The organism is Reinekea blandensis MED297, assembly GCF_000153185.1.
GTDB lineage: Bacteria > Pseudomonadota > Gammaproteobacteria > Pseudomonadales > Natronospirillaceae > Reinekea > Reinekea blandensis.
This window is the reverse complement of sequence record NZ_CH724149.1, coordinates 362,176-381,380: the sequence shown is the minus strand read 5'-3', so window position 1 is coordinate 381,380 and position 19,205 is coordinate 362,176. Positions and strand designations below refer to the sequence as shown.

9 protein-coding genes are annotated in these 19,205 nt (G+C 51.5%); 6 read left to right on the top strand and 3 right to left on the bottom strand.

The features are described 5' to 3' along the window. Positions 1–55: 55 nt before the first annotated feature. Entirely contained in the window at positions 56–1,069 is a 1,014-nt protein-coding gene (locus MED297_RS01720) for a serine hydrolase domain-containing protein (protein ID WP_050762844.1), read from the bottom strand. 109 nt (positions 1,070–1,178) lie between these two features. Between MED297_RS01720 and MED297_RS01715 the strand changes: the two genes are divergently transcribed. From MED297_RS01715 to MED297_RS01705, 3 genes are all read left to right on the top strand, one after another. Beyond that, complete coding sequence (locus tag MED297_RS01715) at positions 1,179–2,597, top strand: DUF2867 domain-containing protein (RefSeq protein ID WP_008041775.1); 1,419 nt, start codon at positions 1,179–1,181, stop codon at positions 2,595–2,597. A 164-nt stretch (positions 2,598–2,761) separates the two neighbouring features. Then, positions 2,762–3,763, top strand: coding sequence for a permease (locus tag MED297_RS01710; RefSeq protein WP_008041774.1), 1,002 nt, complete (start codon positions 2,762–2,764; stop codon positions 3,761–3,763). A gap of 9 nt (positions 3,764–3,772) precedes the next feature. After that, positions 3,773–4,012, top strand: a complete 240-nt coding sequence (locus MED297_RS01705; protein ID WP_008041773.1) for a thioredoxin family protein — start codon at positions 3,773–3,775, stop codon at positions 4,010–4,012. An 11-nt stretch (positions 4,013–4,023) separates the two neighbouring features. Here the strand turns inward: MED297_RS01705 and MED297_RS01700 are convergent, their stop codons facing one another. Continuing rightward, on the bottom strand, positions 4,024–4,887 hold the full coding sequence (locus MED297_RS01700; RefSeq protein ID WP_008041772.1) for an isocitrate lyase/PEP mutase family protein: 864 nt from the start codon (positions 4,885–4,887) through the stop codon (positions 4,024–4,026). Positions 4,888–5,242: 355 nt separating this feature from the next. Here MED297_RS01700 and MED297_RS01695 point away from each other — a divergent pair, with 355 nt between their 5' ends. Then, positions 5,243–7,930, top strand: a complete 2,688-nt coding sequence (locus MED297_RS01695) for an EF-hand domain-containing protein (protein WP_008041771.1) — start codon at positions 5,243–5,245, stop codon at positions 7,928–7,930. A 71-nt stretch (positions 7,931–8,001) separates the two neighbouring features. On the opposite strand, the gene MED297_RS01690 is transcribed toward MED297_RS01695, so the two are convergent. Beyond that, on the bottom strand, positions 8,002–10,932 hold the full coding sequence (locus tag MED297_RS01690) for an ATP-binding protein (protein ID WP_008041770.1): 2,931 nt from the start codon (positions 10,930–10,932) through the stop codon (positions 8,002–8,004). Positions 10,933–11,256: 324 nt separating this feature from the next. On the opposite strand from MED297_RS01690, the gene MED297_RS20960 reads away from it, so the two are divergent. Together MED297_RS20960 and MED297_RS01680 are read left to right on the top strand one after the other, a co-directional pair. Further along, on the top strand, positions 11,257–15,483 hold the full coding sequence (locus MED297_RS20960) for a PKD domain-containing protein (protein WP_008041769.1): 4,227 nt from the start codon (positions 11,257–11,259) through the stop codon (positions 15,481–15,483). A 554-nt stretch (positions 15,484–16,037) separates the two neighbouring features. Then, the gene (locus MED297_RS01680) at positions 16,038–19,103 is read left to right on the top strand and encodes a GEVED domain-containing protein (RefSeq protein WP_161599256.1); all 3,066 of its coding nucleotides are present in this window, start codon (positions 16,038–16,040) and stop codon (positions 19,101–19,103) included. The last annotated feature ends 102 nt before the right edge of the window (positions 19,104–19,205 follow it).

Sequence of the window (19,205 nt, the reverse complement as noted above, 5' to 3'; positions counted from 1 at the left end):
ATTGAGCTGCGTTTTTTTATTTCGCGGAGTTTTGTGAAGCATCTTCAGATCATTCTCAGGATTCGGCTGTGCGTATCTCCGGAATGATGTACTGGCTTAACAGCCGATGCAGTTGATCGCGATACCCGGAACGTCCCGAAGGCAGGGTTTCCTGTGAGGTAATGGCGACCGTCAGCTCCAGTTCGGGCAATACATAAATCATCTGCCCGCCATAGCCCCAACCATAATATCCCGGGACACCGGCAAAAGGCTGAATGAACCAACCATAACCATACTCACCCCGATGAAAGCGGGATTGGGTTCGCGGCGTCCAGCTCTGTTCAATCCAGGCTTCGGAAATCAGGCGTTCGCCGTCAGACGTCACACCTCCTCGCCGGTATAGCTCACCAAAGGCCAACAGCGATGCGGGCGTCATGCCAACCTGATTGCCGCCCATGGGAATGCCCTGCGGGTCCGTCTCCCAACTTTGTACGCGAACACCGGACCCTGCCAGCCAACGGTTTGCCAGTCGATACGTATGTTCGCCGCTTTCCTGCATCACAATGGCCGAAAGCAGATGGGTACTGCCCGTTGAATACTGCATGTTGCCGCCAACCTCTGCGACAAAGGGACGGGCCAGAGCATTCTCCACCCAGTTATCACTGACCACCCAACTGCCGTAATTCCGGCCGGACGTTCGCTCCAGGCCAGCCTGCATCGACAACAGATGGCCGACGGTAATGTCCTGCAACTGAGGGTCCGGATTGTCCGGCAGCTGATCATTCAGCAAGGCAGCAACCGATTGCTCCACGCCGTCGAGTACGCCTTTGTCGATGGCGATACCGACAATTGCCGACATCAGCGATTTAGAGGCCGACTTAATGTTCGTCACTGCATCGAGGTTTGCGCCGTGATAGGCCTTGGCCCAGACAACTTCGCCCTGGTGAGCGATCTGAATGGTCTTTAAATTCGGTAATTGCTGCGCCGCCTGATCCAGCTCGGAAAAATCGGCAGACTGAGCGTAAGCCCCCAACATCAAACCGAGACAAACCCCGCTGAACCACCCTACTTGAAAACGCCGGACACTCATGACAAAAACAACCTCAATACAGCTAAAAATTTCAACAATGGCATACGGCAAAAAACCGCATTGGGTTTATGCTGAATACATCGCCCGCAACTGTTAAAAGGTCACGACGATGACAACAACGAGCCCCACCACTTTAATTTTAGGGGCTTCAGGCTATATCGGAACCCACCTGACGGCAAAGTTAAGTAAAGATGGCATTCCGGTCCGGGCCGCCGCCCGACATCTGGATGCCCTCCGCGCACGAACACTGAACAATGTAGAACTGTGCCCTACCGATGCTGACGATCCAAAGTCGCTTAAACGAGCTCTGCAAGGGGTGTCTACGGTCTATTACCTGATTCACGCTATGAACCATGGCCGGGGCTTTATGGCGCGTGAACAGCAGTGGGCCGAGCATTTCTCCAAAGCGGCCAGCCAAGCTGGTGTTCAGCATGTGATTTATCTGGGGGCGTTGGCTCCGGATTCCGGGCCGTCCGAACATTTGCAAGCCCGGCGACTGACAGGAGATATCCTGCGACAAGCCGGCCTGACCGTCACGGAGATCCGGGCCGGCATCATCGTCGGGCCAGGTTCCGCGGCCTATGAAGTGATTCGGGATCTGGTTTCGGCTCTGCCGGTCATGATCACACCAAAGTGGGTACACACTCACTCGCCACCCATTGCACTGTCTAACCTGCTGACCTACCTCGCCAAGCTGCCGGAGCATCCGTCACTGCACGGGCAGATCCTCGATGCTGCCGGCCCTGAGTCGTTAAGCTATCAGGACCTGATGCGTCAATATGGGGCTTTGGTCGGCCGGCAACCGCGAATTCTTCCGGTACCGGTGTTAACGCCCAAACTGTCCTCCTACTGGTTACGGCTGGTGACCGCCGTACCGACTAATCTGGCCCGTGCACTCATTGACGGCCTGAGTCACTCGCTGAGTGCAAACGACGCTCCGTTGCGTTCCGCCATACCACAACAGCTGCTCACCTACCGGAAAGCGGTGCAGCAGGCACTGGATGATGAACAAAAAACCGAACTGCTCACCCGTTGGACCGAAGGCGCTATACAGTTCCGGCAGTATCGCAGCGACGTCAGTTTTTATGCCAAGCGTTGCGTTGTCGAGATGGTCGGTGATATCGATCGGGAGACCGTATGGCAACGCATCGCCCGGATCGGTGGCGATAACGGTTTCCCCGCCTGGAATGCGCTCTTTGTCCTGCGTGGCTGGTTGGATTGGGCCGTTGGCGGTCCGGGCCGGACCAAGGGACGGTCCCGGTCACAACCACATCTCGGCGATACCATCGACTCCTGGCGGGTGGTGGCACTGGAACCCGGACAAAGCCTGAGCTTGATGATGGGCATGAAAGCGCCGGGAGCCGGCATCCTCGAGTTTACCTGTCTTGAACACGGCAATGGCTGTCGCCTTCGCATTGCGGCCTATTGGCATCCGTCCGGCATTGCAGGTTTTCTCTATTGGTATGCGCTGTTACCGATACACCAGCCCTTGTTTCAACGCATGGCCCGCCGTCTCCTCGCCCTGTAAGGTCATTGTCGCAAGACAACGCTGGATTCGATCGTTGACCGATCCACTTTACATATCGGTTTAAACATATATATTAAATACCGAATATATAGCAACGTGTCCGACCCTTCATGTGCGCCCGATAATCATGTCGCACATCATCGTGCCTGACCGGGAGATTTCCTATGTTAAGCATCTTCACGGTATTTGCCGATTGGTTTGCCTTTCAACTGCTGTCACTGACACCCGATACCAAGTTGGGTGATTCGGTTCATTTTTTTGTTGAAGATGTCACCAAGATTTATGCCTTGCTGGTCATCATGATCTATACCATTGCGCTGTTCCGAGCGACGCTGAACGTGGAACGGGTACGCAACTTTCTGGTCGGCAAGCATCGGGTGTATGGCTACGTTTTCGGTTCGGCGTTTGGCGCCATCACGCCCTTTTGTTCCTGTTCAAGCATTCCGGTGTTTCTTGGGTTCACCTCCGCTGGAATCCCCATCGGAATCACATTGTCGTTTTTACTGACATCGCCATTAATTAATGAAGTCGCTCTGATACTGCTGCTCAGCCTTCTCGGCTGGAAGTTCACGGTAATTTATGTCGCCGTGGGCATGTTGGTCGGCATACTCGGAGGCGCTTTTTTGGATGCCATACGCGCCGAACGCTGGTTGCAATCCTTTGCGGCCAAAGCCCTGCAACAGGGACAACAAGCGCCGCAAGCCAATACGACCGAGTCAGGCGCCGGATCAACCCGGCTGACTCTGAGGGCACGTCATCAGTTTGCCCAGTCCGAAGCACTCGATATTTTCGGTCGAGTCTGGAAGTGGGTGTTGCTGGGTGTGGGTTTGGGTGCATTGCTGCATGGCTATGTGCCCGACGGTTGGATTGAGCAGCATCTTGGCGATGGCCAATGGTGGTCGGTCCCATCGGCCGTGTTGCTGGCCATTCCATTGTATTCGAACGTGACCGGGATTATTCCGGTCATGGAAAGTCTGCTCATCCACGGGCTGCCCATCGGCACCACCCTGGCGTTTTGTATGAGCACCGTCGCCGCCAGTTTTCCGGAGTTCATTTTATTAAAACAGGTCATGCAATGGCGGTTGCTGGCGACCGTTTTTGCCATGCTGCTGGTATCATTCACACTGGTCGGCTGGCTGTTCAACCTGATTGCTGTTTACCTTTAAGGAGTCATCATGCAAGACATCAAAGTGCTGGGCAGTGGTTGCGCAAAATGCGAAAAAACCGCAAGCCTGATTGAAAAACTGGCACAGGAACAAGGCGCATCGGTTACGGTCGAAAAAGAGACCCGTCCGGAAGCGCTGATCACCTATGGTGTCATGCGTACACCCGCTGTGGTCATCGACGGACAACTGGTTCACAGCGGCGGTATTCCCGCAACGACCGACATTGTCTCCTGGTTTAAGCAGAACTGACCCGAAGCGCGTTATTCACGCACGTTCATAAAGCGTTTGGCCCACTCGCGGTTCTCGTCCAGCGTGGAGTATTTTTCGGACAGTTCAGAGGCGTTGAGCGGGCTTTCATCAACGCCGCGTTGTTCGCGCAAACAGTCGTAAGTGGCTTTAATAGCAGCAAAATAAGCCGCATGGCCGTTCACAACGATGCGGACTCCGTTGCGAGCCAGGCGTTCCCGATCAGCCAGCTCCGGGTTGTCGTACGTTACCAGCATTAACGGCACCAACACATGCTGGCTGATCGCTTCAAGGTGATCAAAATCGCGAATGCCGACCATGCAGATGCCGTCGGCACCAGCCTGCTGATAAGCCTTAACCCGCTCAATGGCGTCTTCTGTCGACAGCTGACCTGCATTGGTCCGTGCAAAAATCGACATCGTTGGGTCAATACGTGCATCGATGGCGGCTTCAATCTTACCCACCGCCTCATCCAGCTCGATCAGATCCGTCGATTTGTGCCCGAACTTGGCCGGTAACAACGTATCTTCAATGGTCAGTGCGGCGACACCGGCGCGTTCCAGCTCGGTAATGGTGCGCATGACGTTCAGTGCATTGCCATAGCCGTGGTCGGCGTCAGCAATAATCGGCAGAGTCGCCACTCGACCAATCCGGGTTGCCTGTTCAACAAACTCCGACAAGGTAATCAGGGCGAAGTCCGGGGCGGCCAACACCTGAAGAGACGCAACCGAGCCACCCAGAATCCCGACTTCAAACCCCAGATCTGCCGCGATCCGTGCTGACATCGGATCAAAAGTGGATGCGGTGTAATAACACCGTTCGCTTTCCAGCAAATTACGGAATTCTTTACGTAGATCGTGTTGCGATGGGGTGGCCAAGTCAGTTCTCCAGAGATGTTCGTTTACGGATTTTCTATTGCCCTCATGATATCGAATGCTCTTCCCGGATAAAGGCCCGACGCTCGATTAAGACTTGTGAATGAAATTTAATTCCGCTACTTCCCGGGCTTTCAGCGCTGTCACAAACGTCTCAATCACTGAGACACCTGTGACATCACTTGTTCCACCCCAACACAAAGACCCTCACAAAGCCATCAAATGCTGATAATCCGGTCTCAACCCTCTTGAGGCTACTGGCGTTTTTTCCGTCTCAGGAAAATAGTAGGCCGTGACAACACGGGACCCCGGCCCGACTTAATTAAAAAGCCTAATCATAGGGACAAGGAGAGAGACGATGTCTACACATTCATGTGACCCAATCGGCCGCTACTGGAGCCGATTGTCGCTCGTAGCACTGATCAGTCTGATCACACTGGCGGCCTGTCAGCCCGATGCCACCGATAAAGGCAACCCGCCCTCAAACCCGGATACTTCCGAGTTAGATACAGACGGTGATGGTTTGTCCGATGCTGATGAGGAAAAACTCGGCACGTCATTAGTGCTGGCCGACACCGATGGCGATGGGCAAAGCGATTATGATGAGTACCTGCTTGGCGGCCTGAACCCCCTGATTGCGGATACACCAAAAGTTGCCATCACCGTGTCTTCGGCACCCACGCTGCAGCTGTTCACGTCGGAAACGACCGATACGAACGAGTCGTTTAACACGACCGTCCAGCTCGCAGAGGGACAAAACTCTAAACTCGCGCAAGCGAACTCGACGGCCACGGCCACAGCGACTGAGCGAGCGATTAAAATCGCTGCTGAAGTTCAGGGTGAGTACAGTGCACTGGGCTATAAAGGCAGTGCCAAGCTCAGTACCGAAGCCAGTGTTTCCGAGGCTGTCAGTCAATCCTACACCAGTAACGTCTCTTCCGAGTCGGCTACCAATGCCAGCCAGCAATATCAGGAACTTGTGGCTACAGCGGAAAACCGAAACGTCACCATCATCGGTTCACGGATCTCGACCAGTATTGAGATCAAAAATAACTCCAACCGAACATTCCGCTTAGCCAACATTGAGGTGCTGGCCAGAGTCAGGATCGCTCAGGCCTATCAAACACTGGCGACGTTGCGACTGGATGAAGACGACCTGGGTTCAGTGGAACTCGCTCCGGGAGGCAGCACCACCAAACTGATGGTGTCCGACGATTCCATCTCAACCGCACTGATGAAACAAATCATGTTGCAGCCACAAGGCATCCAGTTTGTTCCGTCCTATTACGAGATGTATTACGTCACCAACGGTAAGGAAGAAGACAGCTTTGCGGTGCGCGCGGAAGCCATCCAGGCATCCACCTCTCAAATCACCATCGATTACGGCACCGCGGCCAGCGCCTCTGATGCCACGACCAAACAGTATCTGGTAGCAACCAATGTCAACAAAGACCCCGAATCTCTGAAGAACCTGGGGCTTGCCTTTGATGAGACATTGACCACCCTGGGTCAACATCGGATTGAAACGAAGGTCATCGATATTTTCGATGAAGACAGCGGTGAGTTGCTTGGTACCAAAGAAGTCATTGCGAGCCTGGATGGCATCGTATCCGGTAATTCCCTGCAAGAAGGGGTCTGGTACGTGATGTCGTCCAGCCAAAGTTTGGATGATCCTCTGGTGAACATCAGCGACATTGTATTACAACCCAGAGACCGATTAATGGCGGTATTTATTAAAGATACCGACGGCGACGGGCTCCTTGACCGCGAAGAATACCGTATTGGAACTGACCCGAACGTTTATGACAGCAACGATACTGACCAGGACGGGATTGATGATGTCTATGAAGCTGCAGGATGGGAGAACACGGTCACCTCGAAATACTTAGAAAATGGCAACCTCATTGTTAACGAAGAGACCAAAATCGTTTACTCACAGATCGGTTCCAGCGACAGCGATAACGATGGTCTGACTGATGGCGAAGAGTTCATCCTCGGCACCGACCCAAGCAACGCTGACACCGATGACGACGGTCTCAGTGATCTCGAAGAAGTCACGGGCCGCATTACTATTGAAAACAACGGCCGCTACGTTGAGAACAGTAACACCATCCTGGCACGCTGGTCACAAACCTTCATCGATTCGGATAATCGCAGTGTGATGCTCGAAGCCGAAATCATTGAAACCATCGATGAAGAAACGGACTACTTTACGAATCCAAACTCAACGCATACGGATGAAGATTATTATTCCGATTATCAGGAGATTACTAACGAGGACGCCACTGATCCACGTCGACGGGATACTGACGGGGATGGGCTAGGTGACTATCAAGAGCAGGTCACCGGTACAACATATCGGGTCGATGGCGAGACTTTAACCGCTAACAGCAAGCCACTGGATTACGATTCCGATAATGACGGGATCAGTGACTATGATGAAAGTCGATTCTCCAGTAATCCCTTAGCGGTCGACACCGACGCCGATGGTCTCAGTGATCTGGAAGAGCGCGAAATAGATACGTTACTCTACAACAGTGACACGGATTCCGATGGCGTTAAAGACGGCCCTGAAACGTGGCTAACAACATCTCCTTTTGTCCCTGATGGTTGCTATGACCTTCGTTTTTCCAAGATCAGACGCGAAGAAAATGGAACTGACAATGTGGCACTTGCTATCCAAATGTATAAAACATCCTCGGGAAATGAAACAATGTTTTATAGCCGATACGATGAAAAATTTGAAATAAGCCATGTCGATACCTATTTGAACAACTGGCAAGGCACTTCAACCAAAATCAGTCAGGCACAAGTTCTGGGGATGTATGGGAATGTCCGTTATCTCCACAATGAGAATAATTCAGCATCGGATAGAGACTCGTATACGGGAAATCAACTGATCACTTTGACACAAGATGGTGTGATCTATACGGGGAAACTTGATATCAACGACAATAGAGGCTGGGATACCAAAATCTATTACACCTTTCACCGACAAGTGCCTTCGGTTGCGGACAAAGACATAACCATCCCTTGCGGGAACTGAGTCGATTAGAAAACCAGGTCGAGGGCGCTACTTCGCTCTCGACCATGGCACGTCAAGCAAATGAGCCACAGTTACTCAGATGGGCTTCGTCCCTCAGGAAAGCGTTGCCGATATAACCGGGAAAAATACCCCGGGCTGTTAAACCCGACCGCATGCGCGACCTCTGCGACGGTACGATAGGTTTGCTCCTCCATTAAGACTTTTGCTCTGGCCAAACGTTGCTCCCGGATAAACGCCGCCGGTGTCGTTTGCGCGAGTCGGTCAAAATACCGATGTAAGGTCGGCTTACTGACATGCAAAGCCTCTGCGAGTTGACGAGCATCGAACTTATCGTCTTTTATCCGCGCAGCAACAATGTCGTGTGCTTTGGCTAACCATTGTTCATCTGCACTGGGCGTCACCGATGATGCTTCAGCAGACTGAGGGGTTAATGACGGTCGTTTTACCAAGTTGTTTACACGCAATATCAGCTCTTCGCTATCAAAAGGTTTGGCCAGATAGTCATCGGCGTTGTTCGCCAAAGCAAGATTCCGATCGGTATGCTCTGAACGCGCCGACAGAACTAACACAGGCAGTTCCTTCAGCCGCTGATCAGCTCTTAACCTGTTTAATAAATCCATACCGTCCATAACCGGCATCATCAGGTCAGTGACCACCACATCCACCGATTCAGTCTGGAGAACCTCCCACGCCTGCAGACCATCGCCGGCCATCAATACCCGATAATCCTTTCGAAAGTGACCGGCCAGGTATTCGCGCATATCCGCCACATCATCAACCAACAACAAGCAAGGACGATTTTCCGTCTCACCGTCTTCTCTCAGCTCAGGCTGACTCAGTTCATTCACTGGTGGGGTAATCGGGTTTACCGAAAGGTCCATATCAATGACGTTCGTGGCAAACTCATCTTTACTGAAGTGCTGAAAGCCCAGTGGAATACGAACCGTAAAGCAACTGCCGCCCATGGTTGATTCCGTCACCAATACGGTACCGCCATGCATTTCAGTTAACTCGCGTACCAACGATAAACCCAAACCGCTACCCTCGGCACCACTGCGTGCATCTTTCTGCAGTCGATAAAATCGTTGAAAAACCTGTTCTCGCTGCTCCACCGGAATTCCGGGGCCGGTATCACTGACTTCAAACCGGTAAAACCGTTCGGTCTGATCGGCATCGCCTTCAACACTTAACTGAACGGTTATCGCCCCTTGCCTTGGTGTGAACTTTATCGCGTTGGATATCAGGTTATAGACCACTGTCTCCAGTTTACGAACATCGCAAAAAGCGACGGTATCCTCTGCCAGACACTCACAACTAAGCTTCAGCTCGCGCTCCTGGGCCTGGTACTCAAACAACGATACAATTCGCCGGCAGAAGCTGTTGAGCTCGGTGGACTGTACCTGAAGCTTTAGCTGGTTCGCTTCCAGATGCGATAGCATTAATAACTCTTCCATCAGCCGAGCCAATCGTTCTGCACTGCGTTGGGACGTTGCAATCGCCTGCAGCGTTGCGTCATTTTGCTCACCCAGATCTCCATTCAGAATCTGTTTCAGCGGTCCTTTAATTAACGTCAGCGGCGTCCGGAACTCATGGCTGAAGTTCGCCAGAAAGTGAGACTTCATTTGGTCCAGTTCTAATAGTCGATCGTTCTGATCGGATAATATTTGCTGTTTTTCATTCAGTTGGTCCGTACGTTCCTTGACTGTATTTTCCAACTGAATCGCATAGTCTTCTTTCAATTTTGCTTTATCGGTTAACTGGTCAATGACCTGTTGCCGTGCCTGTGCGGTTTGCGCTCGCAAGCCATCAATGTAACTGGCTAACGCTAACGCCAGAAAAAACACCTCAATAACCACACAACTGTATAAAAAATACTGTTCCATCCAGGGGATAATCTGACGGGCAAGTTCAGTTCCTATCATGCTTTGCCAGGGCAGTGAGTAAAGCGTTGTTTCAATACCATAGCCCACTGCGATGAAGATAAAGGAAATGGCAAAGTACACACTTGCCCGATGCCCTTCGCGTATGAGCGTTGCCGCAATGCCACCCAATGCAATAGTGAGCACCACGACTGTAATTTCAAGCCAAAAGCTCAACCAGCCGAAGTGAAACAGCGTCAACGGTAAAATCGCAAGCACCAACCAGATGGCCCGCTGATACCAAAGGCCCAGTTTGGGCCGGAAACGCTTCAACTGCAGAATATTCAGACCAAAGGCAATCAGGCAAATGCTGGCAACTAATGGCGCGATGGTCATGCCACTGATGACCCAGGCCGCTGGCGGTGGCTTGGGCAAATAAAGTAACAGACCTTCATAACAGGCGATGGTAAACACGAAAGAAAACAAATAGAGGCTGTAATAGATGTGACCCTTGACCCCGATACGGACATACAGAATGGCGTTGTACAGTGCCAGGGCTATTAACAATCCAATGAGCGCCGCAAAAGTGAGGTTTTGCGTCAATTGTGTCGACAAAAAGTCAGGCAGTGTATAAAGCCTTGGTGTCAACTCCAGTGCCGCATTGGCTTTGCTGGTCAGATCCATCCGTACCAGAAACTCGGAGGTAGACAGAGGCGGTAGCTGAAGCGAAAACGCCGGCTTACGATAGACAACCTCACGTTCAAACACCGAGTCGGCCAGGTCTATTTCATTCTGCAGCCGAACCTGCGAACCAATCCGTTGATAGAGCTGGGTGTTGTTAATAAAAATGTAGTCCAGATCGAGAATGTAGCTTTCAATCTGTTCCTTCGGGTTTGACAGTCTGAACCGTAGCCAATAGACACCCCGATTGTAGGGTAAGGTAAATCCTGTTTGGCGGTTCTCATCGATGGATTCAAAGGCTGCTATGGCATCATTTGCACTAAACACGCCAGACTCATCGTACAGTACCTGTCCTTGCTGGTTTATGGTTTGGGTACTGAGGCCAGATGGCGTCTGAGCCTGCCCACCAACAATGGCCAGGAGTAATACTCCCAATAACACATAATTTTGCCATCGTCCCATTGCACAGTCCCTCGTCCAGTCTTATGCCGTTCATGCTCACCACCTGCACTGAGCAAAGCGTATCCCGAAAAGCATAGACTTTGCCACGAAGCTCCGCGCGAAGCTATCCACAACCCAGATAGTATGCCTTAGCGACTATCAACGAACCCTTTACTTAACCATCAAAGGTGCCGTTGTGATCTGTCTCTAAAGATTGACAACCGTATCCCAACCAATAAATCGATTCGCTTTTGAACAACTTTATCAATGCTATCATAATGACCCGCTATCGCTGACAGCCCCGCATCAACGCACCTTGTGGCGATGGAACTTTCAGGAGAAAGGATGAAACGAACAGGACTTCTGGCAGCCGCAGTGCTGATACCACTGAGCGCGCCGAGTTGGGCAGCAGAGACCATTCCGCTGTTTGACACACTCAAGCATCAACCGGCTCAAACAACTCTGACGCCGGCGCCTCGACAAGCCGTTAGCCAGGGTACAGCAACGGACCAGATCATCGCGACTCTGCGTAATCGTTTTAACTTACCTGCATCACTGACTTTCAAACCCCTGAACCAGACCGAACAGGCTGGCCGTCGTTTCTATCGGTTTCAATTAGCTTACCAAGCCATCGACATTCTGAATCATGACATTCTGGTTACCGTAAACGATCAGGGCGAAATTACAGGTGGCTATGGCCGACTGTTAAACCACATTGAAACAGATATCCCAACACTGAGTGATAACATACCGCTCCCTACAACTGCCGAGTTACACGCCTTACTGGGCGACTCCGATCCGTCCACAGCGTTTTCGGATATAAATCACCGGCGAGTCATATTCATTGATGAGGCAAATCGGGCACACGATGCGTTGCTGGTTGATGTTACGTACATACGCACAAGTGACCAACATCGGGTTAACCGACAACTGATCCTTAACCAAACCGGTGGATTATTGCAGTCAACTCTCGGCCTGCACTCGATGCTGGAAGGGGAAGTTGTCGGTGGTGCCGGACCGTCCGGGAACCCTAACGCACCCCGGGAGGATTATGAAGCGACAGGACTTGCGTATAGTCCGCCAACAACCTTCGCATTGTCGCAAGAAGACTTTGGCAGCACACGGCTATGCAGCTTTGCAGCAAACGGCGTGATTACCATCGACGCCGGGAACCGCACTGAGGACCTCCCCACAGAACCCTATACCTTTGACTGCACAGACAACACGACCAACACGCACCGCCCTTACAATCATGCCAAGTCCCCGCTTAATGACGTGCATTACCGGGGCCAGATGACGACTGAGATGTATCGGCATTACCTTGGGCATTCGCCTTACTATGACGAGCCCATTCGCCAATACGTTCATTACGGTTACTATGTCGGCAATGCTTTTTTTGACCGGAACCTGGAATCGCTGTTCTATGGAGACGGCCACGAAGCCATGTATCCACCCGTGGAACTGACCATTGTCGCCCATGAGATCGCGCATGGTTTTACTTATGGCGTTGGTACTGAGTACAAAAAATGGATGTCCAAATTTGAGGCTGGCGCCCTAAACGAATCGTTTTCAGACATGGCCGGCCAAGCCGCTGAGTTTTATCTTTATGGCAGCAATACCTGGCAAACCGGCCAGGAAACAAACCGCAACGGGACTCCGGCGCGCTACCTAGACCGGCCATCGCTGGATGGCGTTTCAGTTGAGCACATCGATGACTACAACCGAGGCGTACCGCCTCACTATGCATCTGGCCTGTTCAATAAAGTCTTCTATACGCTTGCCACCAGCAAAATGACCGCACGGCCGACACCATGGAACACCCGCTATGCATTCGAGCTGTTTGCCAAAGCTAACCAGGCCTGTTGGATTGAATCGTCCCTGTTTGAAGAAGCGGCCGATTGCGTTGCACAAACCGTCCCACAGATGACATCGCGCTTTCTTAGTGAAGGCCTTCGTCAACCGGACAACCGTCCATGGACTAACCTCCAACTGGAAAACCAGATCCGCAAAGCCTTTTTGCATGTAGGCATTGACAATGCGATGCCTGAACTGGGCGTTGAAACCGGGTTCAAACCGACAACGCGGTTGTTGACCGTCGACTTTGAAAACCTGACCCGATCGTATGGGACGGCGGTTGCGTCGGACGCTTCGGGCTGGCAATGGCTGTGGGATTTCGGCCACGACGATGCTACCAGTACCGAGTTCAGTCCTGAGCACACCTTCCCCGCCGAAGGCGATTATTGGGTGACGCTGACCGCTACGGATCCGGAAGGACAATCGGATGACATTCGTATGCGGGTCTCTGTAACTGCAGATTACTGCACGGCCAACGGACTCCTATACTCACCAAAAGATGCGTTTACCGCCGCACTGTCCATGAACGGGCAAACACGAACCAGTGGTGCTGACGGTTACAGCGACTATTCCGATGATCCGATTTTCATCCTCCAAAACACAGATCCTGCTTTCCAATTATTGACCGGCGACCATCCGGCGCGTCAGGGCCGGACCAGACAGGTTTATTTCTGGCTGGATGCAGACCAAAACGGTAAGTTTGAAAGCACTGAACGCCTGATCGCTCAAGGCACCGATGGGCTGTTGAGCGGCACATTAGGCTTCATTGGCGAGCTCGATCAGGATTATCGTTTGCGCGTCATTACCGCCGATTTTTATGTTACAGGCTTGCCCTGTGGTGACATTAGATTTGCGGAAATCGAAGACTATACCTTGCGCTGGCAATCCAGCGCACCTGCACAACTCGCCATCGACGCCGTGCCGCTGGTGAATGCGATGCAGTTCGTCAACGCGACCAACCTGCCACAAATAGCTTCCTGGGTCTGGGACTTTGGCGATGGCAGTGACACCACGACAGCAACATCGCCCAAACACAGCTACGCCCAGAGCGGGGCCTATACTGTGACCGCACGTGGTCTGGACAACCAGGGCCAGGAAGTACAGCAATGGCAGGAGACCATCAACGTCGAAACAACCACGCTGGCGTCAATGGAGACGGAAAAGTTTGGTCAGTACGTCTCTGTTGATGGTACCGACTCTACCTACCCTGACAACTCCATCATGCATTGGGATTTTGGTGACGGCAGCGATGAAAAAACGGGGCTCCAAGCTGAACACCTCTACGCGTCTCGCGGTACCTATACGATCACGCTGACCATTACCAACCCCGACAATCCCAGCGGTGTTGTAACCACGGAAGACGTGAACCTGGCGGTTCCGGCGTTTAGCGGTTCAGTTCGTCACCGGACACTGAGCATGGCCGGTCAAGAGTACCAGATTGAACTGACGGTCGCCGGCACTGCACCCAATGACAAAAAATCGAACACTCAGGAGTTTATCTGGACACTCGGTGATGGACGCACCCTGACCACGCCAAAAAACCGATTGGAGACAACCTACGCCGCAGGAAGCTTTACAGGTTCAGTGGAATGGCGCTATCAACAAGCCATCGGACCAGACCCGGATGACTGGCAATGGCGATCCACCACCATGCCGTTTTCCTTAATCCTGAACAGCGACGAAGACTTCCTATACTGTGAATCGGCCCTGACAGGTAATGTTGACTACATCGCGTCCGTTGCGTTTGGTGACACCGAGTTTAACACCGCCAGTGCCAGCGGCCTGATTAATGCCGATTCACCCGTAGAGCTGTCTGCCCAACGCCAACCCATTAAGATTCAAGCCGGAACGACGGAAGATGATTTTGGACCCACCATGTATCGAGCCTGGGTGGATGCTGACAAGGATGGCAAGTTTGACGAGTCCGAGGCCGTTTTCAATCGATTCGATACCTCGGGTTTCGGTCTTGGCAGTGGTCAGGTATCCGGCTGGCTAGACCTATCCCAACTGTCTTTACCGCCCGGCCATTATGACCGCCGCCTGCGTATAGCCATGCAGTACAGCGAGCTTGGGCCACGGGACTTCGGTCCATGCGATTCGGTATATGGTAATAACGGCTATTTCGGAGAAGCCGAAGATTATCGAGTCCTATGGACGGTCTTACCGAATACGGTTTTACGGGCCGAACTATCGGGTGATGTTCTCGTTGTTCAAAACGACACCCCTTGGCATGATCAGTTGGTTTGGCAATGGTCATTCGGTGATGGCCAGTACAGCGCAGAACCAGCACCAGAGCATCAGTATCAGGCAAACGGCGTATATACGCTTTCTGCCAAAATCGAAGACCAAGACGGACACCTGCTTGATCAATGGCAACAAGAAGTCACTGTTGAACGACTAACGGAACCAACAATAGCGCTCAGCGTTGATAAGCGAACTCTCAGCTATGATGCCACGGACAGCCTGATCCCTTATGATTCTGAAGTTTTACTGAACTTTGGTGATGGGCAGTCCACACACAGCCTGCAAGGTCGTCATCAATATAAAAAAGGTGGCCAGTATGAAGTGACCTTGACCATCACCAACGCAGACTATCCTCAGGGGAAGTCAAACACCAGCATTGTCAACATACCGAAACAAAAAGGCGGTTCACTGCCCCCGGCGCTTTTAACGGTAGTTTTTAGCTTGCTCATCACTTTCCGGAAAAAGTCCAACTGACATTTCATCGTAAGCCCGCTTTTTCCCGCGGGCTTTTTAATTCCCTCCTAAAACACCCATAAAAACAAAACTGTTTAATGGATTTTTTAGATTAACCTCTAAAAAATCCAATACCATCTATTTCCTAACTTATTCAAAATTATTTTTCCCCCGCCGCATACCATAGAATTTTTTTTAGACGTTAATCTAAAAATAATTTCCAATAAAAATCACCCATTTTCACTCCATTAAATCCTTTCCAATTGCATCACAAAAACTGGCCAATAATTCATCAACCGTTCATTGTTTTAAGAAAAAAGGTGTTTGATACTGCGGGCGGTTTTGACATTTTCCATACGAACAAAAATCTTTTTGAAAATAACGCCGTTACAAAAAACGCGACAAAACCGTAAGCCAAAAGCTGAAAAGGATTTAACCATGTTTCACTATTTCACGCGGATACTTCACCCACCGCCCGTTCGTTGATGGCATTTTTTAGCGACATCTGAATAAAAGATTCGCGCACACTTCAAATATCTATTTTTTATTCATCACCTTCAGGGATGGACAACAGGATGCTTTTGCCCCAAAAAAATAAGTCAGTCGACATCTATAAATTTTTTCGTCATTCACTGTGTTGTCTTGGAGCCTTAGGCGCAGCGTCCTGGGCGAGTGAGCCATCGAGCATAGAGCGCATTACTAAACAACTGAGTTCAACAGCCAATATCGAATGGCAAGACGTTACACCCGAGCATACCTCTTCTGACATTCGTCGATTACAACCGCGAATGAACGGCAGGCCATTGCAGACCGGAACGATCTCAATCCGGGTGGACAATCAAGGCATCATTACAGATATCTATGGACAATTACCGACGGGGACTCTTAACTCAGTTGAGAAACACCCAAACCAACCAACCGATCAATCAACGTTAAACATTAACCCATCGTTCGATGGCGAAGCGATTGCGCAATCCTATCTGACGAGCCTCTCTGATGTTGGTCAATGGCAAATCGACTCCATTGACGTCAAACCGACGATAACTCTTATCGGCGGCCATGCGGTGTCCACATACGACATCTGGTTTTATGCTGAGAACTCAACCAGCGGTCTGTACACTCGCCCTCGGCTGGTTATCCGCCAGGACACTTTAGACGTTCTGCAAAAACACGAAACACTGAATCATGCGCAACAGGCTGGCAGCGGATTGGGAGGCAATGCCCTGATCCAACAGAGGAACTACTCCTTTATTGAGTCGGCAAATGATGCACTCAGTGCAAACACCTTCCTTGTGCAACGCAATGACGACCGATGCGTCATGCACATCGACTCAAACGGTAACAGTTGGAAAAACCAGGTTGAAGTTCGCCATGGGCAATACGCTACCGATGCCTTTGAGTACCTCTGTAATGCGCAAGGTTATCATGAAGAAAACCGTTTCAACGACATCGGCGCTTACTCACCGATAAACGACGCCGCGTTTCACGCGCAGGTGGCATTTAATTTATACGAGCGCTACGCCAAAACACGCGCCCGCGGTCCGTTAAACGATCCTAACCGTACGCTTCAGGTTCGCACCAGTTATGGCCCGATTGACTCCGCATTCTGGAACGGAGAGTTTATTGCCTTGGGGGATGGGTTTGAATTTTTCTACCCGATGGTTTCGGCCGATTCGCTCGGCCACGAGCTGGCCCACGCCGTTTTAGAAAACTACACCAGCCTTGATCAGACCACCGGCTTTTCATTCGGCATCGCTGAATCCTTTGCCGACATTGCCGGCGAGGCCACCGAATACGCCATCGCCGTGCAGCAGGGCTCAGTTAACGACTGGAAATTCAATGCCGAATCGTTCAAGCCAACCGCCGATGAGGCGGCGCGTTATTTCGCCGACCCGGCAGTCGATGGTCGCTCAATTGCCAGCCTCAAAGACTGGCATCCCGGGGTCATTGGCCATCATCTCGGTGGGGTGTTCAACAAAGCGTTCTACACGTTGGTGACTGACAATGATGGCTGGACCCCCATCATCGGTTATGACCTATGGATGACCGCTGCCACGGACTGTTGGAGCGGACTGATGTCCTTTGAAAGTGCGGCCGACTGTATTCTGGATTCAGCCAGTAACTTCCGCCAGAACAACAGCGACCTGCCCGCAGACTGGTCTGTCGAACGTATTGAAAAAGCCATCATCAACGCGTTTGCCAATGTTGATGTGATGACACAAACCAATCATGTAGATGCTGCGCTGTTCGACTTTACCCGATTTTTTGATCAATACATCCTGAGCAACCATTCGTCGACATCGAATAGCTCAGGCCCAAGCTGGGAATGGGACCTCGATGCAGATGGAGACTCCGATCAAAGCACCCATCGTATTGATCAAAGCGTCCGCCTGATTCGCGACCCGGATCAGGAAGCACAGACGGTCAGCCTGACCATGCGTCAAGGTCACAACGTCCAAACCTACAGTAAAGCCATCCCTCAGGCCGATCGCTATTGCCAACCCTCTGGCTTTGGAGGCAATACAGACTACATCAAGCAGGTCGCACTGAACGGGCAAGCCTGGCCAGCGTCGACGACACAACCCTCAGGATACGCGGATTACTCAGATCTCGCAGCGGTCGAAATGACATTAGGACAAGACAACCATCTGACACTGACACCGAACGACACACTCTACAGCCGGCGCTGGTCTGTGTTCATTGACCTGAACGGTGACGATGACTTCCTTGACGACGGCGAACGACTGATAAGTGAAAAGCAAAAAGGCGAATGGACCGCAACGCTTCAACTTCCGGAAAACGCACAGGCCAATGGAAAAACGACCCGCATGCGGGTTCTTATGGATTGGGCGAACAATACGCGGCCCTGTGCTTACGCAAAAGCCGGTGAATACGAAGACTATCGGGTTCGCTTTACTGAAGAAACGGCGCCTGCTCCTGAGATCACCTTCAATGCTGTGGCCGAAGGTCTCAACGTGACTATCAACAACACCTCTCAACACGTTCCGACCAATGCAGTCTGGGCCTGGAAGGTGAATGACAGCGATACACCCTTTGCCACCAGTTACAACGCCAGCATCACCTTCGAGTCACCCGGAACTTACCGCATTACGCTGGAAATGACCCTTGATGGAAAAACCAGCAAAGCAACCAAAACGGTTGAAGTCTCTGCAACCAATGATGATTACTGTCTGCCGGGTAGCGATTCCGACGATGTCCATCTGACCTTTGTTGCCCTGTCCGGTACCGGCCTTTACGACGAACTGAAAAGCGAAACGGCAGCCGATAACGGGTACCGGTTGTTCGATACCCAAAGCACGCTCGTTTTGACCAAAAAATATTACCTGGATGTAAAAATCGATAAGCCTACTTATGACTTTAATGCTTATAGAGTCAGCGCTTGGATTGATTTTAACCGGGACGGGTCATTCGCCAATGAGGAACGGGTTATGAACCGGAAAATCTCACACAGTCATTTTCAACAATTTGAAGTTCCAACAGAGAGTGGATTAGGCGAAACCCGAATGCGAGTTCTCACTCAGTCCATTGATGTCAGCAACCCAGACCCCTGTCGCTTTATCCCTGATGGCGAAGGCAGCGGTGAAGTCGAAGATTACCCGATCACGCTCAGCTCCGGCTGATTGAATTCCACCGGTCCGGACACTCAGGCAGTGCGTCCGGCATGGAATACCAGGAAAGCTCTGAACCTTTTGTTTTACGAGGCTACCGCTCCGGTAGCCTGT